Below are 23,556 nucleotides of genomic sequence, written 5' to 3' on the forward strand. Positions count from 1 at the left end.
AAAATTATAATTAAAACTTATTTATAGCTTCTATGATATATTCTATTTCATCATTATTTAATGTTGAATAAAGAGGAATACTTACCACTTCATTGTGTATGGCTTCAGTAATAGGTAACGATAAAGACGAAAAATCTTTAAGCGCCTCTTGTTTATGAGGAGGAATCGGGTAATGACACATTGTTCCTATTCCTAAAGATGACATATAATCCATAAACTTTTTCTGAAAACCGGTTCTAATTACAAACAAATGCCATACATGGGATTTACTATCTGTAATTTTTGGCAAAACTATGTTATCATTTTTAATTCTAGAAAGATAAATGTCAGAAATTTGTCTTCTTTCTTCAGTTTCTTTTTCAAGATGAGCAAGTTTTACATTTAGAATGGCAGCCTGTGCTTCGTCAAGTCGGGAATTAACCCCAATATATTTATTTTTATATTTTTCTGAAGAACCGTAATTTCTAATGGACTTAACGACCTCGGCAAGTTTCAAGTCATTTGTTGTAATTGCACCTGCATCGCCCAGAGCTCCTAAGTTTTTGCCTGGGTAAAAGCTAAAAGCTGCAGCATCACCCAATGCACCGGTTTTAATTCCGTTATATTTCGCACCAATGGCTTGAGCATTATCTTCTAATAAAAGCAGGTTGTGGGCTCTAGTGATTTTTAAAAGTTCACTTATTGCAGTAACCTGACCATATAAATGTACTGTTAAAATGGCTTTTGTTTTGGCGCTGATGGCTTCTTCAACTTTTGTAGGATCTATATTATAGGTATTTGGATCAGGTTCAATCAGAACAGGAACTAACTGATTTTCGATAATAGCTATTATGGTTGCAATATAAGTATTCGCCGGAACGATCACTTCATCACCTTCTTTTAGTACACCTAATTCTTTGTAGCCTCTTAAAATTAATGTCAATGCATCTAATCCATTTCCTACTCCAATCACATATTGAGTTCCAATATATTCAGAAAGTGATTTTTCAAATTTTTCCACTTGTTCACCAAGAATATACCATCCGGAGTCTATAACAGATTCAAATGCTGACATCATTTCATCTTTATATTGAATATTTTGACGTTTAAGATTTAGAAAAGGTATTTGCATGATGACTTTTACTTATACTAAAAAAATAGGTGTTACGTTATAATATTTATATTTGAATCAAAGATAAGAAATCTGTTATGGATAATGAGGTAAGGTTTATAGAACTTCCTAAAATAAAAGATTTACGAGGTAATTTAAGTTTTTTGGAAGATAACCATCAAATTCCCTTTAAAATTGAGCGTGTTTACTGGATTTACGATGTACCGGGAGGGGAAGAAAGGGGAGGTCATGCTTTTAAAAATACGACTGAGTTTATATTACCTTTGTCGGGCGGAATTACAGTTGAAACGATTAGGGGAGAAGCAAAACATACCTTTAAGCTTGACACAACCCATAAGGGTATTCTTATTCCACCTTATACATGGCGTAAAATAGGTGGTTTTTTATCAAACAGTATATGTTTAGTTGTTGCAGATACAAAATTTGAGGAGAGTGAGTATTTAAGAGATTTCAACGAGTATTCTTCTGATTTTAAGAAAATATTTTCATTGTAAAATGAGTTGAATAATTCTTCTATAAAGGATTTTATGAGTACTATACACCATTGTAAAATAATAGATATACCCAAGATATCTTCAGATAAAGGATCTCTTTCGTTCCTGGAATCTAATAGTATAATTCCATTTGACATTAAGAGGGTTTACTTTACATATGATATTCCATCAGGAGCGGAGAGAGGAGGCCATGCCCATAAAGAACAGCATGAAATTGTAATTGCGGCAAGTGGTAGTTTTAATATTATTATTGATGATGGAAACGAAAAAAAGAAGATCTTTCTAAATACTCCTCACAAAGCCTTACATATTGTCTCTGGCATTTGGAGAGAGTTAAATGATTTTAGCACAGGAAGTGTTGTGTTGGTTATGAATTCGGGGTTATATGAAGAGCAAGATTATATTAGAAATTATAACGAGTTCAAAGTAGAAAATGATTGAAATTGTAAGATATACTCCTGATAAAAAGCAAGAATGGGATGATTTTGTAGAAAGAGCCGATAATTATTCATTTCTATTTTTTAGAGATTATGTAGAATACCATCATTCAAGGTTTAATGATTGTTCATTAATGCTTTATGAAAAGAATAAGTTAAAGGCCTTATTGCCAGCCAATGTCAACGCTAATCATTTTTACAGTCATCAAGGACTTACTTATGGAGGGATGATTTGTAAATCAAATATTAGTTTCGAAAATGTAGTGATGTATTACGATGAATTAATTCATTTTATCAAAATGATCGGTTATCAGGTATATACTTTCAAAACTATCCCATATTTTTATCATTCATCACTTTGTCAATCTCAGGATTTTTATTTTGATATGAAAGGATCTTATAATAAAAATCAAGATTTGGGAGCTTTTATTTATTGTAGGAATCATGAATTTCCCAAATCATCAATTGAGCGTAGAAAACTTCGTTTAGATTTGTTTGCGTTTGAAGATCAGGTTTCTATAGAAGAATTTTGGCCCGTTTTAGAAAGTAATTTGAAAGAGCAACATCAAACAACACCAATTCATACTATTGACGAAATTAAATCTCTGCAAGAGAAGTTCTCTTCTCGTATATACGTAAATGCTGTTCGAAATAATACTACAAATAAAATAGATGCAGGATCAGTGTTATTCGATAATGGTGAAGTATTGAAAATGCAATATATAGCAACTTCTTCTGAAGGTAGGAGCAATAGAGCCATACATGCATTGTACTATTTAATTATAGATAAATTTAAAAAAAGTAAGGAGTTTATTGATTTGGGAACCTGTATGATTAATGATGATGTAAATTTAAGTCTGCTCTATTTAAAACAAAGATTTGGTGCTAGTATTTATGTTGCTAATAAATACACAAACAGGTAAGTAATTCTCATTTAGATGTTATCTCAATATGGGATTGACCCAATTATATAGTATGTCTCTTATATATTTACTAAATAAACAGACGTTATAGTGAAAAATTATATTCCTTTTGGATTTTTAATTGTTATATCAATCTTTTTACATAGCATGAGTATTGATAAAATGCCAATGAGTGCTTTTGCATGGGCTCATGCTGATCATTATGCTTTAGCGCAAGGTTTTTTGGATAATGGATTTGACTTCTTTCACCCTAAAACATTTTCACTTAATCCGGGATTGCCTCCTGAAAAAGAGTTAGCAAATCCTCAGGGAATCACGGCAAGTGACTTTCCATTACTACATTATGTTGTTGCAATTGCTTTTAAACTTACAGGACAAGTTTCACCCATTGTGTATAGAATTATTGTATTATTATGGAGTCTTGTATGCTTTTTTATGTTATTTAAATCAATACTTTATTTTAAAGGAAAGATATATGCCTTTCTTATATGTTCATTTGTTTTTTTACAGCCCTGCTATAGTTTTTATCAAGATAATTTTCATGTTTGTGCTACTGCCTACAATACTTTTGTTTTAGGGTTATCATATCTTTTGCATTATTTCAATAATAACAGTTATAAAAAAAAGTTTTATCTAGGAATAATCTTCCTAACCCTTGCTGCATTAATGCGTTTTATTCAGATAATTCCTATTATTGCAATACTTTGCACCTTTATAGTTCAGAGTATTAGAAACAGAAAATTTGAAATAAAAATTTTGACATGTTTAATATCTCTGTTCTGTGTGGTAAGCTATTTTATATACAATCAATTTCTTGCAAGAAAGTATGGTTCAGTATTTATGAATGCTCCGGATTTTGTTAAAAACCTCCATGAAGTTTATTTTTATATGAAGCAAATTCTCCTGGTTTATCCAAGATTGGTGCTTCCTCCTGCTCATTTTATTGTAATTATAGCTTTAATAGTTTTGTTTTTCAAACAAACTACAATGGATAAGTTAATGAAACCACTTTTTTTATGGATGATGTTAAATGCAATTGGGGCACTATTATTCACTATTCTAATGTTAGAAAATGTTTCTGTACATGAATATTATTCCATAGATGTCTGGCTTCCTGTAATTACATTGTTACTTATATATTTATTATTTACCATTGATTTGACTACTCTTAAAAAGAGTAAGGTTGTTCTTTTTATCTCAGTTACATTTTTGGCTGGTTTATTTATAGCTTCTCGAAGTCAGTATAAGCGGTATGATTCAGTGTTTTCAAATGTATTAAATGGGGGAGAGGATAAAATTATTCAGACCTTTAAGGATAGTAAGTCTTATTTAGATAATATGTTATCAGAAGACCAAAAGGTCTTGATTATTTGTGAATCAGGTAGGAACATACCTCAGGTGGGTTGGCCACGTGATGTTTACCGTATAGGAGGTAATACATTTGAATATTATAATAAGATTATGGATAAGAAGTATGATGCAATAGTTACTTATAATGCAACATTTAATGAGAAACTATTAAAATTTCATCCTGAATTTTTATCGTCCGTAGACTTTGTCAATTCAAATGGCAAAGTTACTATCTGGAAACATAAAGGGATGATTAACTAGTTCTTTTTAAATAAGAACTTTTTTATGTTTGCCTTCATATTGGTTGAATTTATTAATTTTTATATATCAGGTTATTGAAACGATATACTGTTTTTATGGGGTAACAATAGAGTAAACGGATAAAGTTATTAAATATTGATTTTTATATATTCTAATTACCTTTAATTTTTGTCTTTTGTAATTAGTTTTTTTTGATAGGTAATAAGAAAAAAAAATTCATACTAATATAGACTTTTAAGGATGGTAACATAATAATTATAGAATTAGTATGTTAATATTATATGTTTTTATTACTTTAATATGAAAGTACTTTTATTGGGTGATTATAGTGGGTTCCATTATAATTTAGCAAAAGGATTAAAGAAATTAGGAGTGAATGTAACTGTAGCCTCAGAAGGTGATGGTTGGAAAAACATCACTAGAGATATTGATATTAAGCGCCCTGATAATCAAAATCGAATTACATTTCTTTATAAGCTATATCAAAATTATCATAAATTGATAGGCTTTGATATTGTACAATTGATTTCTCCAAATTTTTTAATGTCTTCTCCTTATTTGTCAAGTGCATATTTTGATTTCTTAAAGAGAAAAAATGGTGTATTTTTTACCTGTGCAACAGGCATGGATTATACTTATGTAAAATATGCCTTATCAGGACAGTTAGATTATTCTGTGTTTTATAATACATATATTAAGGATGATCCCTATATTAATCGAATGAAGCTTTTAGCAAGTAATAAACCGCTTGCTAAATTGGAAAAAAAAATATCCACATATTGTAATGGAATAATTGCCACTTCAAATGGATATTATGACGCATATAAGAATTCGTATCCGAATAAAACTACGTACATTCCTCTACCTATAGATACCTCCGAGTATTCTTTTGTAAACACACTAAAACCAGAAACAGAGAAAATTAAATTCTTTGTTGGTCTAATGAATGATAGGATTGTTATCAAAGGATTAGATAGAATTTTAAAGGTTTTAAGAAAGTTAGAAATAAACTATCCTAATGAAGTCGAGATAGAAGTTGTTAATTCTGTCCCTCTGAAAGAATATACAAAACTGCTGAATAGCTCACATATCTTATGCGATCAAATTTATGCAAATGGATTAGGAATGAATGCCATTATTGCAATGGCAAAAGGTTTAATTATTGGTAGTTGTGGAGGAGAACGTTTTTATGCAACATTAGGTGAATATGATAATAAACCAATAATAGATTTTAACACTTCTGATGAAATGATATATTTTACGTTGGAAAAGATAATTACAAATAGAAGGTCGTTGTATGATCGAGCAATAAAAAGTAGAGAGTTTGTTGTAAAACATTTTGATTGTGTTAAAGTCGCTAAACAATATATTGAATATTGGAAGAAATTTATCTAACTAAATTATAGGTTTGAGATCGTTTATTACTAAATATATAAATCTTTTTTTATCAAGTGATCTTGTAAAAATATCGTGGAGTAACTCGAAGCAGGTATTGGTTAGGTTTATCATAGGCATAGTTAATATTAAAATCATTTCTTTATGGCTTGGAGCTTCTGGTATGGCTATATTTACACAGGTATCAAACTTTATTCAAATTGGAACAAATATCGCTAGCGGTGGAATTAATCATGGAGTTACAAAGTTATCCTCTCAATATAAATTTTCCATTCTTCGACAAAGATTAGTTTTATCCAATGCCTTGTTTATAACGATATTTTTTAGCCTGATAGTTTCTGTAATAATATTTTTATCGGCATCAAGAATATGTAATATACTTCTTATTGATGAATCCTTTATAACTATAATAAGATCTTCCGGTTTTTTTATTTTTTGCTATTCTTTTACTAATGTGTTATTGGCCTTTATTCAAGGTATAGAGAATTATAAAAAATTCATTAACTATAATCTGTTTATCAGTATAGTAAGTTTTCTTGTATTAATTATTCTTACCTATTTATACCAACTTAAGGGTGCCGTATGGGCTTTATATATAAGTAGTTTTTTATGCTTGTGTTATGGAGTTATATTGTCGGTCAGGTGGTTTTTTACAAATCATAAGATTAGTCTATCCAGAAAAATTATCCTAAGGTTATTAGGGTTTGGATTAACTCTTTTGGTAGCATCAAGTATTACGCCTATCTTAAAAATTATTATAAGAAATATTATTATAGATAATTGTTCTTTGATAGAGGCAGGTTGGTGGGACGGTATAAAAAGAATATCAGATACTTATGTAAATATAATCATCACTACTTTAAGCTTATATTTTCTACCTCGTATTTCATCACTCCATAATTTTAGAAGTTTAAAAACTGAAATTTTTAAATCCATAAAGATTATTTTTCCAATTCTGGTTATAGGTAGTGTAATGATATTTCTTTTTAAAGAAATTATAATAGAAATTTTATTTACACATGAATTTGAAGGTATGAAAGATTTGTTCTCCTTTCAGTGTATCGGTGATGTTATACGTGTACTTAATTGGTTTTTTGCAATTACCATTATGTTTAAGGAGAAAATTAAAACGTATATATTTCTAGAGTTGTTTATTGGTGTTGTTTCTGTTATTAATGCCGTTATTTTTATTCCAATACTTGGAATAAAGGGGAGTACTTTTATATACTTTTTAAATACTTTAATTTATTTCATAGCATTAAATCTTGTTTATAGGCGTTTAATGTATTTAGAGAATGTAAGCACATTATGAAAATTACTTTTTTTACACATTCGTTAAACATCGGAGGAGTTACAAGGGTATTTGTTAATCAGGCGAATGAATTACATAATAAGGGGTATGATGTAGATTTTGTTATATGTAATAATACAGGAGAACTTTTGAATGAACTTAATAGGGGAATAAATTTAATTCATTTTGGAAATCGAAGGATTACACAGTCATTTTTCTATTTAATTAAATATATAAAGAAGAATAAGCCCAATTATATTATAACAGGTTCAAATGTATACAACGAGTATACAATTTTGGCAAATATGATTTCAGGAGGTGTAGCTAGAGTGATAGCCACCCAAGGAAACTATTTTGATATAGAATTAAAGAGTAAATTTATTTACGGAAGATATTATAAATGGTTTATGAAATTGTTATATCCAAAAGCATATAAGGTTATTGCCGTTTCTGAAGGAATAAAATCGTTATTGGAAGAGTTTTTACCTAAAAAGAATATATTACGAATATATAATTCGTTTGATAAGGAAGATATCGAGAGTAAGTCTTTCATATCAACCTATAATCAGGAGTTGATTCCTGAAAAGTATATTTTTGTTGGGGTTAGATTAGTAGAAATTAAAAATCTTAGGTTATTAATTGATTCATTTTTTGTTTTTGAAAAAAAATATCCTGAATACAAATTGGTTATTTCCGGAGATGGGGATCAGAAACAAATGCTAAAAGTTTTAGCAAAGGACTACGGACTTTCATCGAAAGTAATTTTTACTGGAAATTTACCCAATTGTTATTATCTGATTAAAAATGCAAGTTTAATTGCAGTTACTTCATTTTCAGAAGCATTGCCAGGAATTGTTATAGAGGCCTTGGTACTTGGAAAAAATGTAGTTTCAACACCAAATATGGGTTCTGTTGAGATTTTAGAAAATGGTAAATACGGTTTTATCTCTAAAAGTTATGATGATCCAAAAGAATTTGCGTCATTGATGGCAAAGGCAATTACTGAACCAATAAGTAAAAAACTCATTGATAAAAGAGCCTTAGACTTTGAATGTCAGACTACAATTAGCAAATATGAGGAACTATTTATATAGATATCTCTCCTTCATCAGCAAAACTATAATACCCTCCATCAGTAACTATGATATGATCCAAAACAGGGATGTCCATAATTTTGCCAGCCTCTTTAAGCTTGGAAGTAATTGATTTATCTTGCTGACTGGGCAGTTTATTCCCAGAAGGGTGATTGTGACAAAGAATTATTGAAGAGGCTAATTGTTCCAGAGCAGATTTCATGATGATGCGAGTGTCGATGACCGTACCTGACAATCCTCCTTGACTTATTTTACGACTGGAAATTACCTTATTAGCCCGGTTTAAAAATATAATCCAAAATTCTTCATGAGGTAGATCGGATAATACTGGATGCATAAGTTCAAAAACATCATGACTACTTCTTATCTGGGTTTTTTCCTGAATTTCACTAAGCTTTCTTCTTTTACCCAGTTCAAGTGCAGCTACAATTGAAATAGCTTTAGCTTCGCCAATGCCCCGGTAGTTTTTCTGTAGGTTTTCAATAGAATATTTTCCTAATTCATTAAGGTTATTATTGGCATCATGTAGAATCCTTTTCGATAAATCAACAGCTGATTCATCTCTATTGCCTGATCCAATTAGTATGGCAATTAATTCTGCATTGGATAAACTGGTAATGCCTTTGGAGAGTAATTTTTCTCTGGGTCGATCTTCAACAGCCCAGTTTTTAATGCTTAATTTTTGGTAGGACATAGCAAATGGTTAAAGTTTGATAATTAATTCATTTCTAAATTAACTATCTTGTTTAACTTTGCCAAATATTATGCAAATAAAAAAGCCTTCATGTTTTCCATGAAGGCTTTCTATTGTACTCCGTAGGGGAATCGAACCCCTGTTACCAGGATGAAAACCTGGCGTCCTAACCCCTAGACGAACGGAGCAACTTGTAAAGCTTTAAAGCTTGTTAATATGCTTAGCTAACTTTGATTTTAAGTTAGAAGCTTTATTTTTATGAATAACGTTTCTTTTAGCTAATTTATCAAGCATAGCAGCAACTTTTGGAAACATTTCTGCAGCAGCTTCTTTTTCGCTAGTACCACGTAATTTTTTTACTGCATTACGAGTTGTTTTTGCGTAATACTTATTGTGTACTCTTCTTTTTTCTGCTTGACGAATTCTTTTTAACGCCGATTTATGATTTGCCATCTTACTATCGTTATTATATCAACCTTTTTACTTAGTACTCCGTAGGGGAATCGAACCCCTGTTACCAGGATGAAAACCTGGCGTCCTAACCCCTAGACGAACGGAGCATTTTGTTTTGATAACGTCGTTACCGTTTCAAATGCGGATGCAAAGATATAGCAAATTACATAGACTCCAAATTTTTTTGAAAAAAAATATTCAAAAAAAACACTAAGTGCAGATAATCAGACAAATAAAATTTATATTTTTTTTGATGTCATTGATATCCTACATTAATTAAGTGAAAAAAAATCAAAGGAGATGATATAAATATTTTTCTTTTTATAATTTTGTAACCGAAATCTTAAAAGGATAGTGGATGGATTTGACTGATTGCAACCACTCAAAAAAAGTGCTAAAATGCATATTTCTTTCCTGTTTAACTATCCGTATTATTTTATTCATATAATATATTTAAATAGTAATGGGATATTTATTTACATCAGAATCCGTATCAGAAGGTCACCCAGATAAAGTTGCTGACCAAATTTCAGATGCTTTATTAGATGAATTTCTTCGTCAGGATAAAGAATCAAAGGTTGCTGCTGAAACTTTAGTTACTACTGGATTGGTAGTATTAAGTGGAGAAGTAAAGACAAATGGTTATGTTCCGGTACAAAATATTGCTCGTAGAGTAATTGATAGAATAGGTTATACCAAGTCAGAGTATATGTTTGACTCAGGTTCTTGTGGTGTTATTTCTGCTATACATGAACAGAGTGAAGATATCAACAGAGGTGTGGAGAGAGAAGATGAGGACAGTCAGGGAGCTGGAGACCAGGGAATGATGTTTGGTTACGCATGTACCGAAACAGTTGAATATATGCCTTTCCCTTTACATTTATCACATTTATTATTAGTTGAGTTAGCTGCGATTAGAAGGGAGCAAAAAGAAATGACTTATTTGCGTCCTGATTCAAAATCACAGGTTACATTGGAATATGGGGATGATAATAAGCCAGTAAGAGTTCATACAATAGTTATTTCTACTCAACATGATGAGTTTGATGAAGAAAAAACAATGTTGGATCAAATTAAGGCTGATGTAAAAAATATTCTAATACCAAGAGTAAAAGCTAAATTAAGCGCAGAGGAAGCTTCGTTAATTGATGAAGAATATATTTTACATGTTAATCCAACAGGAAAATTTGTAATTGGAGGACCTCATGGAGATACTGGATTAACCGGAAGAAAGATTATTGTTGATACTTACGGAGGTAAAGGTGCTCATGGTGGAGGTGCTTTTTCAGGTAAGGATAGTTCTAAGGTAGATAGATCTGCAGCTTACGCATCGAGACATATTGCTAAAAATATGGTTGCTGCAGGTGTAGCAGAAGAAGTTTTAGTACAAGTAGCCTATGCAATTGGTGTTGCTGAGCCTGTAGGATTATTTGTTAATACTTATGGTACATCTAAAGTAGATTTAACAGATGGTGAAATAGCAGCTAAAATCAATACTATTTTTGATATGCGTCCTGCTGCAATTGTTAAACGATTTGGATTAAAGAATCCAATTTTTGAACCAACGGCGGCATATGGACATGTTGGACGTGCACCTTATACAGATAAAGTAATTGTAAAAGAAAATGGTGTGGATGTTGAAAAAGAAGTTGAATTCTTTACCTGGGAAAAATTAGATTTTATTGATCAGATTAAAACTGCCTTTGGTTTATAATTTAAATAAATACTTATCACAAAAGCTATTTCTCAACTGAAATAGCTTTTGTTTTTTATAATAAAATGGCAAGATTAACACGCTTTAACTTTTTTTTATACGTGTTCACTAAAGAAACCCATACATTTGTACTGTAGATTTTTTTTCATAGATTTAGATTTGGTTAACAAAGCTGATTTTAAGGGTAAAGGATAGATGTTCCATCTATCCTTTTTTCGTTTCCGGCACTTTCTTATCACAAATCTCAAATTCTTTCCAAATTTTTCTTTATATCATTTTCTATTGCATATGGTATCATTAACTTTATTGTTTCTATACAAAACAAACGGTGTATGACATCATCTGATAACTCGGGAAAAATAGTAAAAAGTATAAGGCCGTCCAGAATCATATTTCCCATATTAATAGGGATAGGTATTTCAGGGTATATGCTTTATAATGAATATACTCCTGGTAGTTTTGATGCTGTTAAGTTAACTTATTCTACATTTATTTGGTTGGCTGTATCTCTTCTGTTAATGGCAATTCGTGATTTTGGATATATTATCAGAATTCGCTTGTTGTCTCACAATCAGTTGACTTTACGTAAAGCATTCTCAATTGTAATGTTGTGGGAATTTACCTCTGCAATTACACCATCAGCAATTGGAGGAACGAGTGTTGCTATTTTCTTTTTAAACAAGGAAGGAATAAAAATTGGTCGGAGTACTGCTATTGTTATGGTGACTTCCTTTTTGGACGAATTATACTTTATTATAGCGTTTCCTATTGTTTTGCTGATCATTGGCAGAAGTGATATTTTTGGGTTTGGTGTAGAGGGGCTGGATAAGATTCCCTGGTATAAAAACCAGTTTTTAGTTTTTGCTCTGGCAGGTTATGGGTTAAAATTTTTATATACACTCATACTAACTTATGGATTGTTTATAAATCCCAGAGGATTAAAATTTCTTCTTTTATGGATTTTTAAATTGCCAATAATTAGAAAATGGCGTCCGGAAGCTAATGAATCAGGAACGGACCTGATTACTGCATCAAGAGAGTTTAGAGACTGGTCATTTGTTAATTGGGTACAAGCTTTTTTTGCTACGGCATTAAGTTGGACTAGCAGATATTGGGTTGTAAACACAATTATTATTTCATTTTTTGGGTTTCAATTTCTAAGTTATGATGACAATTTGCTTGTATTTGGAAAACAGCTGGTAATGTGGATTATGATGCTGGTTAGTCCTACTCCGGGAGGAAGTGGATTTGCTGAATATGTATTCAAAGAGTTTTTAAATGGAGTGGTTCCTGCTGGAACCGGAGTAACTTTAGCTTTTATATGGCGTCTACTGAGTTATTATCCTTATTTGTTCATTGGAATTTTAATTGTGCCGCGCTGGATACGTAAACACTTTATAAAGCGTTAGTTATATTTGATTAATCTTGTGATTTATGTGACTAACTTATATTTGCGATTGCGTGTTTATCCTTAACTTGCTTATCAAATAGTTTTATGTTACAAAACTAAGTTTTCATAATTATATTTAGCTGGTTTTGTTGCTATTGGTAAAGCAGTGTGTTATACTATAAATTTATATCGTGAAATATTTACTATTACTTGTTTTAGTTGTAATTGTAGGTTCTTGTACTGAGCGCAATAAAAACAATAATGTCTTAGCTAAAGATCAAAATAATAAAAAGGAAATTTTAATATACTGTGAGAATGTTATGGTACCGGCTCTCATGGAACTGAAGGAAGAATTTGAATTAAAAGAAGAATGTGTAATTAAATTACATAATGATTGTTCTCAAAATCTGGCAAGTCTGATACAATATTCGTTAAAGGGAGATATTTACCTTCCTGCCTCAAAAGAAGGATTTAAAAAGTTACAAGGTTCGTCCAAATCATTTATTGTAGATTCTGCATTTATAGGCTTCAATCCTTTAGTGGTTATGTCACTTAAAGGAAATCCATCACAATATTCCGGTAATATAAAATCACTTACTGAGCGAAAATATGCATTAATTATTGCTAACCCTGAAACCTCTTCTTTAGGTGCCGAAACCAGAAAGCTTTTGAATAGGGAAAAGATCTATGAGGAACTTTTGATGAATGTAGTTGCTTTAACAACGGATTCAAGAGGGTTGGTGAAAAGTTTGGAAAACAACGAGGCTCAGTTGATAATTAATTGGCAGAGTGATCTTTATCATAATGGAAATGCCAATGAAGTTGATATTTTTCCTATACCTGAGGGTAAAGATTTACCTTCAGAAATCTACGCCGGAATTCTTTCCACAAGTAATAATGCTGATCTTGCAAGAGATTTTCTTAATTATGCCACAGGAGAAAATGGAATTTCTGTATTTAGAAAGTACGGAATTAATAGGAGGAAGTCATTAATTTTTTAAATTTATACTCAATTTATAAAATTGGCGACTAGTGGTGAAATTAAAGAATAGAAATAGGTCTGTAAAAGTTTTCGATGAATCTATTGTTGTAAAACTGTATTTGTTGTTAGCAATATTCTTGCTTACAATAACAGCAATAATGGTTATTGAAAATTATTTTGATCAGGCTTATATACTACGATATCAGAAAATCATTCATAATCAGGAGCAAAAACAAAAAATTGATAAAGTTCTTCAAAAAAATATTCTGAAACTGAATCTGCTTTTTAAAGGTTTTACAGGAATTGAACATCCGCAGCAGCTTAAAAATACGCAAAATGACATTGAGTCTTTAATTTCAGAATGTTTAGATATAGTTGAGATTTTAGATAAAGGCGGAACTCTGAATGAAGTGAAACCTGTAAACCTACAGGATAAGGAACAGATTACGGAAATTATTGTACATGAAATAGATGAATTTACAGGTAGTATACCGGAGATAAGAGAGCTGGCTCCTAAAATTGGAGATTTGGAATTGTTGTCGGGTAAAATAGTGGCTGTTATTTCTTCAAACCTTGAAAATCCGGTATTAGATAGAGAAAATTATCTGCAAACCATTAATTTTTATATCAAGCAATCGGAGTCTTTGTTTTCAAGAGTTAATGAAATTGAAAACAAAATTTCTTACGACATCAATAAAAATGTAGTGTCGTTAAACAATGCGAGTATTAATATTATTAATAAATACAATAATATTAAATATGCCATATTGTTTATATTTAACTTGTTAGCAATTATTGTTACTTACTATATTATCGTTCAGATTAAAAAAGTAATTCTTAACAGAAAGAAGGCCGAAGAAAGTAATGAAAAGTTATTACAGGCAGTTGAGCAAAGTCCGATTTCTATTATGATTACAGATACTAAAGGGAATATTGAATATGTAAATAAAGGTTTTGAGGAAATATCTGGATTTAGTAAAGAAGAAGTTTTGAGTAGGAATATTGATGCGTTTCATGTAACAAACAATAATAATTCCCCCGCCTTTTGGAATACGATTCAGGCAGGTAAAATCTGGACAGGCGAAATCAATAATAAAAATAAGAACGGAGAATTGTATTGGGAAAAAGTTTTGATATCTCCGGTTCTAAGTAAATCTAAAACTATATCATCATTTATTGCAATAAAAGAAGATATTACAGAAAAACGGAATCTTACATTATCTCTGGAAGAATCAATAGAATCAATGAAAACGATTATAGAGAATCTTCCTGTAGGTATATTAATTGTAAATAATAGCAAAGAAATTATCCAGGCTAATGATACTGCGGCTACAATAATGGGGTACAAAAATACTAAGGAAGTTATTGCAGCAAGTAAAAAGCAAGAGTATGGAGAGGTTTTTATCACTCAGAAAGAAGAGCATGTTTCTGATCCTTCCACAAGAATTGTAATCTCGGTTTTGGAAGAACAGCTGATTGTAAAGCAAAATAATATCTCAAGATCAATACTTAAAAACATCATTCCTATTAGGTTAAATAATGAAGATGTTTACCTGGAAGCTTTCATGGATATTAGTGCTCAAAAAGAAATACAGAAGAGAGAGGCCGATTCAAATAAAGCCAAGTCTGAATTTCTTGCCAATATGAGCCATGAAATTCGTACGCCAATGAATGGTATTATTGGTGCTACCGAGCTACTTGGAAATACTAAATTATCAAAGGAGCAAAGCAATGTAGTTTCTATAATTGGTCGTTCTTGCGAAAATCTATTAAATATTATCAATGATATCCTCGATTTCTCTAAAATTGAGGCTGGTAAGATGAAGATTGAGCCATATCCATTTAATTTTAGGTCAACTATAGATTATTTGATGGACCAGATGTCGTTTAAAACCAATGAAAAAGGAATTGAGCTTATTAGTAGTGTAGAGCAAACAATACCTAATATTTTAATTGGTGATGAAAGTCGACTTATACAGGTATTAATTAATTTATTAGGAAATAGTGTAAAGTTTACTTCAGAAGGCGAAGTTGTATTGAAGGTGGAGGTTAGCAAACAAATCGGATCGCAAATTACATTGCATTTTGCAGTAGAGGATTCAGGAATAGGAATTCCGAAAGATAAACTTGAAAAGATATTTGAATCATTTACTCAGGCTGATGGATCAACTACTCGTAAATTTGGAGGAACAGGTTTAGGAACAAGCATTTCAAAAATGCTTATTGAACTTATGGGAGGTAAGATTTGGGTAGAAAGTCCAAATCCTAATTTTGTTTGGAGCACTGAAAATCCAGGTTCAATATTTCATTTCATACTGCCATTTGATATTGATAAGAACCAGGAATCAAATGAACTTCAGGAAGGAAGGTTTAAGGGAATTAAGACACTAGTAATCGATAATCATAAAACAAACCTTTTATTACTTAAGAAAACGCTTAATAATTGGGGTATTGTCTCACAAAGTTGTGCTGATGAAAAGTCGGCAATGGAAATTGTTAAGGAAAAATCAGATTTAGAGTTAGTCATTATTGATGCTCATGTTTTTAGCAGGATTGATGATGATTTTGTATCAAAGCTAAAGGAAGTCAATGAGAAACTAAGGGTGGTGTTGTTTACTTCAGATCTTCAATGGAATCAAAAATATGGATTTAAATCAATTGATAATGTATTATATAAACCGATAAAACATAATCAGCTATTTGAAACCATAAAAGAGATGTTTCTCGATTCACACATTGGATCAAGTGGTAGTGGAAAGGAGAAGATCCCATTTGAAGAAAAGATTAAGAATAAAATTATTTTATTGGTAGAGGATAATATTATTAATCAAAAAATAGCAGAAAAGATGCTCGATAAAATTGGGCTGAAGATTGCTATTGCTAATAATGGTAAAGAAGCTGTTGATATGGTATTGAGCGGTGATGTTACCTTTAATTTAATACTGATGGATGTACAAATGCCTATCATGAATGGATTGGATGCCACTCAGGAGTTGAGATCAAATCATATTGATATTCCAATTGTGGCAATGACTGCAAATGCTATGAAAGGAGATAGGGAAGTTTGTATTGAAGCAGGAATGAATGATTATATCGGAAAGCCGGTAAAGTTAGATGACCTGGCTCAATTAATGGATAAATGGCTTTAATCTATGAAAATTAATCCACCATGAAAAATTGATCATGCTGTTTATCTTATACTTTTGGGAGGTATTAAAATCAAATTGTAAACTGATTAAATAAGTATTTTTAATACTACTTTAGAAATATTTTATATCTTCGTATTCAACTTTTATAAAGGGGTGCCTAAAAATTCAGGCTGAGATCATACCCATTGAACCTGTACAGATAATGCTGTAAAGGGATTTTGTGATTTCTACACGATGTTTATCGGCACCATATTTTTTAAATTATATCTCGTTAGAGTAAAATTAAATTGTATGGTTATTTATGTAAATGATGAAAAAAGAACGGTTGAGGAAAATCTCCTTCTTTCTAATCTCTTTCCTGAAATAGGAATTAATTCAACAATTAAAGGTGTTGCTGTTGCAATTAATGAGCGAATAGTAATGCAAAAGAAATGGAAATCTACTATTCTTTCAGAGAATGATAAAATACTAATCATTTCTGCAACAAAAGGTGGTTGAGTTAGTCTTCTACTATATTAAATTGATCATTTTCAATATTAGATAGGAATCAATCATGCTGATCATATTGAATCGGCATGATTGGCAAGTAACTGCTTATAACTTTCAGTTTAAAGATAGGAATGTTGTATCCCATCCTGTAGTGACATGTATTCAATTTGAGTAGTTTTTTATTCTAATTACAACAAGAAGTTTTATCGAAAGGTATTTTTAAGATCCATTTTGCTGGATCCATATAAATGCAGGACGTTATTGTTTCAGTGTATTCTCTAGTTAAAAATCCAATACTAAATTTATATGAACCAAAAGAAAACTCCGCAAATAACAACGGGCTCTTTTCCTAAATCAAGAAAAATATATGTCAGAGGAAAACTTTTTGATATTAGAGTTCCAATGCGACAAATCAGGTTATCGGATACGTTAAATCAGTCGAAAGGAACAATTGAAAAGAATGAGCCCATAACAGTTTATGATACTTCAGGTCCCTATACTGATCCGGATTATAAAGTTGACCTGACAAAAGGACTTCCTAAAATCAAAGAATCCTGGGTTGTTGAAAGAAACGATGTTGAAGAACTTCCTGAAAAAAGTTCAGAATATGGAAAAAAAAGATTGGAGGATAAATCTTTAGATAATATCAGACATCAGCATCAACGACTTCAACCTTTTAAAGCCAGGCAAGGAAAAGTAGTTACGCAATACTATTATGCCAAACAAGGAATTATAACTCCTGAAATGGAGTATGTAGCTATTCGTGAAAATCAAAATGCAATAGAGTATTATCAGTCAATTGGACTAAGTTCTGAGCAGCTGGAGAATATTCCTTTTATCACTCCTGAATTTGTGAGAGATGAAATAGCTTCAGGAAGAGCTATTATTCCCGGTAATATAAATCATCCGGAAGCTGAACCTATGATTATTGGACGAAACTTTCTGGTTAAAATTAATGCCAACATAGGTAACTCTCCTACAACTTCAAGCATTGAGGAAGAAGTAGAGAAAGCCGTTTGGGCTTTTCGGTGGGGTGCAGATACCATTATGGATTTATCAACGGGAGAAAATATTCATGAAACACGAGAGTGGATTATCAGAAACTCACCTGTTCCGGTAGGTACTGTTCCTTTATATCAGGCCTTAGAAAAAGTAAATGGAAAAGCTGAAGATTTAACCTGGGAAATTTACAAGGATACTCTGATAGAGCAATGTGAGCAGGGAGTAGATTATTTCACGATTCATGCCGGAATGCTTAAGGATTTGGTAAGCAAGACCAAAAATAGGAAGACAGGTATTGTTTCAAGAGGAGGGAGTATTATGGCTAAATGGTGTATGGCTCATGAGCAGGAAAACTTTACCTATACTCATTTTGAAGAAATTTGTGATATTCTTGCTCAGTATGATGTGGCTGTTTCTTTAGGAGATGCAATGCGTCCCGGAAGTATTTATGATGCAAATGATGAAGCCCAATTTGGGGAGTTGAAAGTACTTGGAGAATTAACAAAAGTAGCCTGGCAGCATCATGTTCAGGTGATTATTGAAGGTCCCGGCCATGTGCCAATGCATCTGGTAAAAAAGAATATGGAAGAGCAATTGCGTCTTTGTCATGATGCTCCGTTTTACACCTTAGGTCCATTGGTAACAGATATTGCACCTGGGTATGATCATATAACAAGTGCCATAGGAGCCTCAATGATTGGATGGTATGGAACATCCATGTTATGTTATGTCACACCAAAAGAACATTTGGGTTTACCTAATAAAGAGGATGTGCGAACAGGTGTGGTTACCTACAAATTAGCTGCTCATGCTGCTGATTTAGCAAAAGGTTTTCCGGGAGCAGATATCAGAGATAATGCCATGAGTAAAGCGCGCTTTGATTTTAGATGGCGCGATCAGTTTGCATTGGCTTTGGATCCTGAGAAAGCAATCTCAGATCATGATGAAACACTTCCTGATGAGGAAGATAAAGTATCGCATTTTTGCTCCATGTGCGGCGAACATTTTTGTTCCATGAGAGCAAACAGAGAAGTTAGAGATAAAATAGAAAATCAAACTGCTGCTTGTGGTGCAGGAGTTCAATAAAATATAAGCAATGGATATATTAAGAATTGCCGACAAAGAATTTAAATCAAGACTTTTTACAGGAACAGGTAAGTTTAACTCAAATGAAATGATGGCTGAAGCTATTCAAGCATCAGGCTCAGAGTTGGTAACAGTTGCATTAAAACGTGTTGATATGAAAGGGAATAATGATGATATGATTGATCATCTGAATATTCCCGGATTAAACTTGCTACCTAACACAAGTGGTGTTCGAAATGCTAAAGAAGCAATATTTGCAGCTCAATTGGCTCGTGAGGCATTAGGAACGAACTGGTTGAAGTTAGAAATTCATCCTGACCCAAAATATTTATTACCTGATGGAGAAGAAACTTTAAAAGCGTGTTATGAATTAGCTAAAGATGGATTTGTTATCCTTCCATATATTCATGCAGATCCTGTGTTGTGTAAAAAGTTGGAGGATGCAGGCGCTTCTGCTGTGATGCCTTTAGGTTCGCCAATAGGGACCAATCAGGGACTTATAACACGTGATTTTTTAAAAATAATCATTGAGCAATCTAATCTGCCTGTTGTTGTTGATGCTGGTATCGGATCTCCTTCTCATGCAGCAGAAGCAATGGAGCTGGGAGCAGATGCGGTTTTAGTTAATACTGCGATAGCTGTGGCTAAAAACCCGAAACAAATGGGGCGTGCGTTTAAAATGAGCGTTGAAGCAGGTAGAATTGCATATTTGTCAGGATTGGCTAAAGTAAGTGCATATGCAGAAGCTAGCAGTCCTTTGACTAGTTTTTTAAGTTAAGTTTTATAGTAGAAAAAATGAGCTTTTATCATATACATGAGCAATACGACTGGGATGAAGTGTCAGTATCAATCCAATCAAAATCAGCATTTGATGTGGAGAATGCATTAAATGCAGTTAATCCTGATTTAGAAGATTTCAAAGCCTTGATTTCTCCTGCAGCAGCATCTTATCTGGAACAGATGGCGCAAAAGAGTTTTCAGCTAACTCAAAGGCGTTTTGGAAAGATCATACAAATGTATATTCCGTTGTATCTTTCAAATGAATGTGCCAATGGCTGTATATACTGTGGTTTTAATTGTAAGAATCAGATTAACAGATGTACACTAACAAAAGAGCAGATTCTGGAAGAAGTGAAGCATATAAAATCCATGGGTTTTGAGCATTTGCTTTTGGTTACTGGAGAACATCCGAAAAAATGCGGTGTAGATTATGTTGAGGAAGTATTGACCTTATTAAAGTCAGAGTTTGCAAATCTCTCCATAGAGATTGCGCCTATGGATCTGGAAGATTATTACAGACTGAAAAAGCATGGTTTAAATACGGTTTATGTTTATCAGGAAACTTACAATAAGCATAGATATCCAGAATACCATCCCAAAGGAAAAAAGGCCGATTTTAAATATCGTTTGGAAACTCCGGATCGTATTGGTCAGGCTGAAATTCATCGTATCGGACTAGGGTGTTTGTTGGGATTGGAAGATTGGCGTACGGATAGCTTTTATACTGCGTTGCATTTGAATTATTTGGAGCAAAAATACTGGAAAACAAAATACAGTATTTCATTTCCAAGATTAAGACCACATGTGGGTAGTTTTCAGCCAAATCATCCCATCAATGATCGTCAGCTGGTTCAGTTAATTTGTGCTTACCGAATTTTTAATCAGGAATTGGAGATTTCTTTAAGTACAAGAGAAAATGCTTATTTTAGAGATCATATGATGGGAATTGGAGTTACTAGTATGAGTGCAGGTAGTAAGACAGAACCTGGTGGGTATGCAAATCCTGATAAAGAATTAAAACAATTTGATGTTTCTGATGACAGAACTTCTGATGAGATTGAAAGGGTGATTAGAAATAAAGGTTTTGAAGCTGTATGGAAAGATTGGGATCAGTGTCTTGTTATGTAGCTATCAATTAAAAAAGGTGTTAATGAATAAATTAAGTACAGAAAATCAGGAAAGATATAGTCGACAACTATTGTTAAAAGAAGTTGGAGTAGAGGGGCAGTTAAAATTAAAGGCTGCTAAGGTTCTGGTTATTGGTGCCGGAGGTTTGGGATGTCCTGTATTACAATATCTGGTGGCAGCTGGAATTGGTAAAATTGGGATTGTAGATCATGATGTGGTTAGTATTTCTAATTTACAGCGACAAATATTATATAGAGAGGATGAATTAGGTGTTTCTAAAGCTCATTTAGCTCAACAAAAGTTACAGTACCTAAACTCAGAAACCATTATTCAGATTTACAATACGTTTTTAAATAAGGATAATGTGGAAGATATAATGGGCGAATATGATGTTGTAGTTGGAGCAACAGATAATTTTGAATCTCGATATTTAATTGATACCTATTCTCAAAACCTTTATATTCCTTTTGTACATGGTTCTGTAGAAGGATTTGAAGGACAGTATTCTGTATTCAATTATAAAAATAAAATTTCGTACTCAGATGTTTTTCCATCTCAGCCGGAGTTACCTAAAGACTATGTAATTGGAGTAATGGGGGCATTGCCCGGAATAATTGGAAGCATGATGGCAATGGAGGTAATAAAAATCTGCTGCAATCTGAAAGGTGTTGCAGCAGATGCTTTGTATATTTTTAAAGCTCTTGAAAATAAGCTAATCAAGTTAAATTATTAATTTGATTGGCTCTTATTTTTAAGGCGTTTATTTCCCCATGGAATTTGATATTCAGCAATATATGAAAATCCTAAACTGACGGTTCTGCTACCTCTTCCGAATCCGGGAATTCGGTAGGGTTCCATTACCTCAGCATTGTTCGATGCGATCTTAGTTTTTAATCTGGCATAAAAGCTTAGAAAAAAGTTGTTGAATAGTTCAGTTCTAAGTCCGGCTACTAATTCAAGCCAATGCGAATTTACTGCATATGAATTTATGGAAGTGGTGTAATCTCCCCAATAAGGATCTTCAACTGTTATTTTATCAGAACCATGATCTTGAACCGCAAAACCATAACGTAAACCAAATAAAATATTATCATTGTTGTTGGGTTCATCAACAATAAAAATATCATAGTCGAAGCCTACTCTGGCATATATACCATCCGATTTATATTCATAAGATTTGTCATCAAAAGAAACATTTTCAAAACCCAAGGATCCAACAAAAAACATTCTCTTTTTAAAGTTTGTTTTAATGTTGGCTTCAAAAGCATATCTGTCATTATCGAGAACCGGAACTAAAAAACGGCTTACATCAATACCAATGGCAGTACCTCTCTTTTTGTTTGGATAAGGCAGTTTTTCTTTCTTCTTTTTGGGGGTTCCTTCTTGTTGTTTCTGATTTTGCGAACTTTGAGAATATCTGCCCTCCTCTGTATAATTTTGAGCACTGATAAGGGTTGTGATTCCCAAAATAACTAGACTAGTAAAGATATATCTTAACATTTTCGGTACTTTCATTATAAACAATTGATGGATATTCTATTGAAACAGAATCAATAAAAGAAATATTACTATGCAAAACAGTGTCTAACTCAAACTTAAAAATGAATCCACATTCTTCAGATATAAAACTCAATTCTTTTGAGTGGACAAAGGATACAGTATCTCTTTGATTAAGTATTTGTATTAAAAAACGGGAAGTATCATTCATCATAGAAAGTGGAAGAAATGATTCCGATACAACTTCTGAATTATAAATAGTGTCATCTTCCGCAACAGAACCAATAGCCGTAATAGTTACTCCACTCACGGTTGAATCATTTAATGTGATTGAAGAATAAAATGAAGCTTGAACCGACTGTTGGTTTGATAAACAAAAATCGTCACTATTATTACAGGATATTATAATTACCAGGACCATGATGGCCGCTACCTGAAAAAGTATTTTCATTATTACAAATGCTATAGTTGTTAGATGGGCTTATAAACAAACAAATGGTCATGATCAAATCATTCCCATTAGGAATTAACCATCTAAACTAAAATTTATATTTAAACTGCAATATTAACAAAAATAGAACCATTCAATAAGTTTAGTTTGTGGTTTTATTAAAAAACCTTTTTGCTAATAAAATTTAAGAAACGAACTATTCTTAATAGGTGCTTCATTTTAAGTTATCATTTTATGTTTTAGATTAAAAAGTACTTATAAACTATCGTTTTAGCATAATTACACTTATCTTTGTCTTCGATTTTTTTGGGGTGCCTTAATATTACGGGCTGAGATCATACCCTTTTACCAATTATGGCGGTTGGTAATGAACCTGATCCGGATA

Annotated in this window: 21 protein-coding genes and 2 tRNA genes; 16 read left to right on the forward strand and 7 right to left on the reverse strand. The window is 32.1% G+C overall.

The features are described from left to right. Positions 1-10: 10 nt before the first annotated feature. Positions 11-1,111, reverse strand: a complete 1,101-nt coding sequence (locus OM075_RS03505) for a DegT/DnrJ/EryC1/StrS family aminotransferase (RefSeq protein WP_301189086.1) — start codon at positions 1,109-1,111, stop codon at positions 11-13. A 77-nt stretch (positions 1,112-1,188) separates the two neighbouring features. Here OM075_RS03505 and OM075_RS03510 point away from each other — a divergent pair, with 77 nt between their 5' ends. From OM075_RS03510 to OM075_RS03540, 7 genes are all read left to right on the forward strand, one after another. Then, positions 1,189-1,605 carry a sugar 3,4-ketoisomerase gene (locus tag OM075_RS03510; RefSeq protein ID WP_301189087.1) on the forward strand — a complete coding sequence of 139 codons (417 nt, stop codon included), beginning with the start codon at positions 1,189-1,191 and terminating at the stop codon, positions 1,603-1,605. A gap of 33 nt (positions 1,606-1,638) precedes the next feature. Next, on the forward strand, positions 1,639-2,046 hold the full coding sequence (locus tag OM075_RS03515) for a sugar 3,4-ketoisomerase (RefSeq protein WP_301189088.1): 408 nt from the start codon (positions 1,639-1,641) through the stop codon (positions 2,044-2,046). Beyond that, positions 2,039-2,965 (forward strand): hypothetical protein, encoded by a 927-nt coding sequence (locus tag OM075_RS03520; RefSeq protein WP_301189089.1) that lies wholly within the window; start codon positions 2,039-2,041, stop codon positions 2,963-2,965. The genes OM075_RS03515 and OM075_RS03520 overlap by 8 nt, the downstream gene beginning before the upstream one ends. Positions 2,966-3,055: 90 nt before the next feature. Beyond that, entirely contained in the window at positions 3,056-4,576 is a 1,521-nt protein-coding gene (locus OM075_RS03525) for a hypothetical protein (protein ID WP_301189090.1), read from the forward strand. Between the two features lie 300 nt (positions 4,577-4,876). After that, on the forward strand, positions 4,877-5,971 hold the full coding sequence (locus OM075_RS03530) for a glycosyltransferase (protein ID WP_301189091.1): 1,095 nt from the start codon (positions 4,877-4,879) through the stop codon (positions 5,969-5,971). Between the two features lie 13 nt (positions 5,972-5,984). Then, positions 5,985-7,283, forward strand: coding sequence for an oligosaccharide flippase family protein (locus OM075_RS03535; protein WP_301189092.1), 1,299 nt, complete (start codon positions 5,985-5,987; stop codon positions 7,281-7,283). Then, the gene (locus OM075_RS03540; RefSeq protein ID WP_301189093.1) at positions 7,280-8,356 is read left to right on the forward strand and encodes a glycosyltransferase; all 1,077 of its coding nucleotides are present in this window, start codon (positions 7,280-7,282) and stop codon (positions 8,354-8,356) included. Before OM075_RS03535 ends, OM075_RS03540 begins: the two co-directional genes overlap by 4 nt. Here the strand turns inward: OM075_RS03540 and radC are convergent. From radC to OM075_RS03560, 4 genes are all read right to left on the reverse strand, one after another. Then, on the reverse strand, positions 8,349-9,050 hold the full coding sequence (gene radC / locus OM075_RS03545) for a RadC family protein (protein ID WP_301189094.1): 702 nt from the start codon (positions 9,048-9,050) through the stop codon (positions 8,349-8,351). The genes OM075_RS03540 and radC overlap by 8 nt on opposite strands. A 116-nt stretch (positions 9,051-9,166) precedes the next feature. Then, positions 9,167-9,238 (reverse strand) — tRNA-Glu (locus tag OM075_RS03550). 13 nt (positions 9,239-9,251) lie between these two features. Further along, entirely contained in the window at positions 9,252-9,503 is a 252-nt protein-coding gene (gene rpsT, locus OM075_RS03555; protein ID WP_301189095.1) for a 30S ribosomal protein S20, read from the reverse strand. A 35-nt stretch (positions 9,504-9,538) separates the two neighbouring features. Further along, positions 9,539-9,610: transfer RNA gene (locus OM075_RS03560), tRNA-Glu, on the reverse strand. A 356-nt stretch (positions 9,611-9,966) separates the two neighbouring features. Here OM075_RS03560 and metK point away from each other — a divergent pair. From metK to OM075_RS03605, 9 genes are all read left to right on the forward strand, one after another. Then, entirely contained in the window at positions 9,967-11,217 is a 1,251-nt protein-coding gene (gene metK, locus OM075_RS03565) for a methionine adenosyltransferase (RefSeq protein WP_301189096.1), read from the forward strand. A gap of 332 nt (positions 11,218-11,549) precedes the next feature. Continuing rightward, positions 11,550-12,626, forward strand: coding sequence for a lysylphosphatidylglycerol synthase transmembrane domain-containing protein (locus tag OM075_RS03570; protein WP_301189097.1), 1,077 nt, complete (start codon positions 11,550-11,552; stop codon positions 12,624-12,626). A 172-nt stretch (positions 12,627-12,798) separates the two neighbouring features. Next, on the forward strand, positions 12,799-13,608 hold the full coding sequence (gene modA / locus OM075_RS03575) for a molybdate ABC transporter substrate-binding protein (RefSeq protein ID WP_301189098.1): 810 nt from the start codon (positions 12,799-12,801) through the stop codon (positions 13,606-13,608). Positions 13,609-13,639: 31 nt separating this feature from the next. Then, positions 13,640-16,738, forward strand: a complete 3,099-nt coding sequence (locus tag OM075_RS03580; RefSeq protein ID WP_301189099.1) for a PAS domain-containing hybrid sensor histidine kinase/response regulator — start codon at positions 13,640-13,642, stop codon at positions 16,736-16,738. Positions 16,739-17,029: 291 nt separating this feature from the next. Next, complete coding sequence (thiS, locus tag OM075_RS03585; protein WP_301189100.1) at positions 17,030-17,236, forward strand: sulfur carrier protein ThiS; 207 nt, start codon at positions 17,030-17,032, stop codon at positions 17,234-17,236. Between the two features lie 297 nt (positions 17,237-17,533). Then, positions 17,534-19,315, forward strand: a complete 1,782-nt coding sequence (gene thiC, locus OM075_RS03590; RefSeq protein ID WP_301189101.1) for a phosphomethylpyrimidine synthase ThiC — start codon at positions 17,534-17,536, stop codon at positions 19,313-19,315. Positions 19,316-19,325: 10 nt separating this feature from the next. Next, positions 19,326-20,093 carry a thiazole synthase gene (locus OM075_RS03595; RefSeq protein WP_301189102.1) on the forward strand — a complete coding sequence of 256 codons (768 nt, stop codon included), beginning with the start codon at positions 19,326-19,328 and terminating at the stop codon, positions 20,091-20,093. Positions 20,094-20,110: 17 nt separating this feature from the next. Further along, positions 20,111-21,223 carry a 2-iminoacetate synthase ThiH gene (gene thiH / locus OM075_RS03600; RefSeq protein ID WP_301189103.1) on the forward strand — a complete coding sequence of 371 codons (1,113 nt, stop codon included), beginning with the start codon at positions 20,111-20,113 and terminating at the stop codon, positions 21,221-21,223. Between the two features lie 22 nt (positions 21,224-21,245). Beyond that, positions 21,246-21,956, forward strand: coding sequence for a HesA/MoeB/ThiF family protein (locus OM075_RS03605; protein ID WP_301189104.1), 711 nt, complete (start codon positions 21,246-21,248; stop codon positions 21,954-21,956). On the opposite strand, the gene OM075_RS03610 is transcribed toward OM075_RS03605, so the two are convergent. After that, positions 21,953-22,723 (reverse strand): DUF6048 family protein, encoded by a 771-nt coding sequence (locus OM075_RS03610; protein ID WP_301189105.1) that lies wholly within the window; start codon positions 22,721-22,723, stop codon positions 21,953-21,955. The genes OM075_RS03605 and OM075_RS03610 overlap by 4 nt on opposite strands. After that, positions 22,701-23,171, reverse strand: coding sequence for a DUF6452 family protein (locus OM075_RS03615; protein ID WP_301189106.1), 471 nt, complete (start codon positions 23,169-23,171; stop codon positions 22,701-22,703). Before OM075_RS03615 ends, OM075_RS03610 begins: the two co-directional genes overlap by 23 nt. Between the last annotated feature and the right edge of the window lie 385 nt (positions 23,172-23,556).

The sequence above is a fragment of the Plebeiibacterium sediminum genome (genome assembly GCF_026013605.1).
Taxonomy (GTDB): Bacteria; Bacteroidota; Bacteroidia; order Bacteroidales; family Marinilabiliaceae; genus Saccharicrinis; species Saccharicrinis sediminus.

What these genes read in the sequence shown, in the direction of transcription:
- OM075_RS03505 (WP_301189086.1), bottom strand. Translation starts at nt 1,111, where the DNA reads ATGCAAATACCTTTTCTAAATCTTAAACGTCAAAATATTCAATATAAA.
- OM075_RS03510 (WP_301189087.1), top strand. Translation starts at nt 1,189, where the DNA reads ATGGATAATGAGGTAAGGTTTATAGAACTTCCTAAAATAAAAGATTTA.
- OM075_RS03515 (WP_301189088.1), top strand. Translation starts at nt 1,639, where the DNA reads ATGAGTACTATACACCATTGTAAAATAATAGATATACCCAAGATATCT.
- OM075_RS03520 (WP_301189089.1), top strand. Translation starts at nt 2,039, where the DNA reads ATGATTGAAATTGTAAGATATACTCCTGATAAAAAGCAAGAATGGGAT.
- OM075_RS03530 (WP_301189091.1), top strand. Translation starts at nt 4,877, where the DNA reads ATGAAAGTACTTTTATTGGGTGATTATAGTGGGTTCCATTATAATTTA.
- OM075_RS03540 (WP_301189093.1), top strand. Translation starts at nt 7,280, where the DNA reads ATGAAAATTACTTTTTTTACACATTCGTTAAACATCGGAGGAGTTACA.
- radC (WP_301189094.1), bottom strand. Translation starts at nt 9,050, where the DNA reads ATGTCCTACCAAAAATTAAGCATTAAAAACTGGGCTGTTGAAGATCGA.
- rpsT (WP_301189095.1), bottom strand. Translation starts at nt 9,503, where the DNA reads ATGGCAAATCATAAATCGGCGTTAAAAAGAATTCGTCAAGCAGAAAAA.
- metK (WP_301189096.1), top strand. Translation starts at nt 9,967, where the DNA reads ATGGGATATTTATTTACATCAGAATCCGTATCAGAAGGTCACCCAGAT.
- OM075_RS03570 (WP_301189097.1), top strand. Translation starts at nt 11,550, where the DNA reads ATGACATCATCTGATAACTCGGGAAAAATAGTAAAAAGTATAAGGCCG.
- thiS (WP_301189100.1), top strand. Translation starts at nt 17,030, where the DNA reads ATGGTTATTTATGTAAATGATGAAAAAAGAACGGTTGAGGAAAATCTC.
- thiC (WP_301189101.1), top strand. Translation starts at nt 17,534, where the DNA reads ATGAACCAAAAGAAAACTCCGCAAATAACAACGGGCTCTTTTCCTAAA.
- OM075_RS03595 (WP_301189102.1), top strand. Translation starts at nt 19,326, where the DNA reads ATGGATATATTAAGAATTGCCGACAAAGAATTTAAATCAAGACTTTTT.
- thiH (WP_301189103.1), top strand. Translation starts at nt 20,111, where the DNA reads ATGAGCTTTTATCATATACATGAGCAATACGACTGGGATGAAGTGTCA.
- OM075_RS03605 (WP_301189104.1), top strand. Translation starts at nt 21,246, where the DNA reads ATGAATAAATTAAGTACAGAAAATCAGGAAAGATATAGTCGACAACTA.
- OM075_RS03610 (WP_301189105.1), bottom strand. Translation starts at nt 22,723, where the DNA reads ATGTTAAGATATATCTTTACTAGTCTAGTTATTTTGGGAATCACAACC.
- OM075_RS03615 (WP_301189106.1), bottom strand. Translation starts at nt 23,171, where the DNA reads ATGAAAATACTTTTTCAGGTAGCGGCCATCATGGTCCTGGTAATTATA.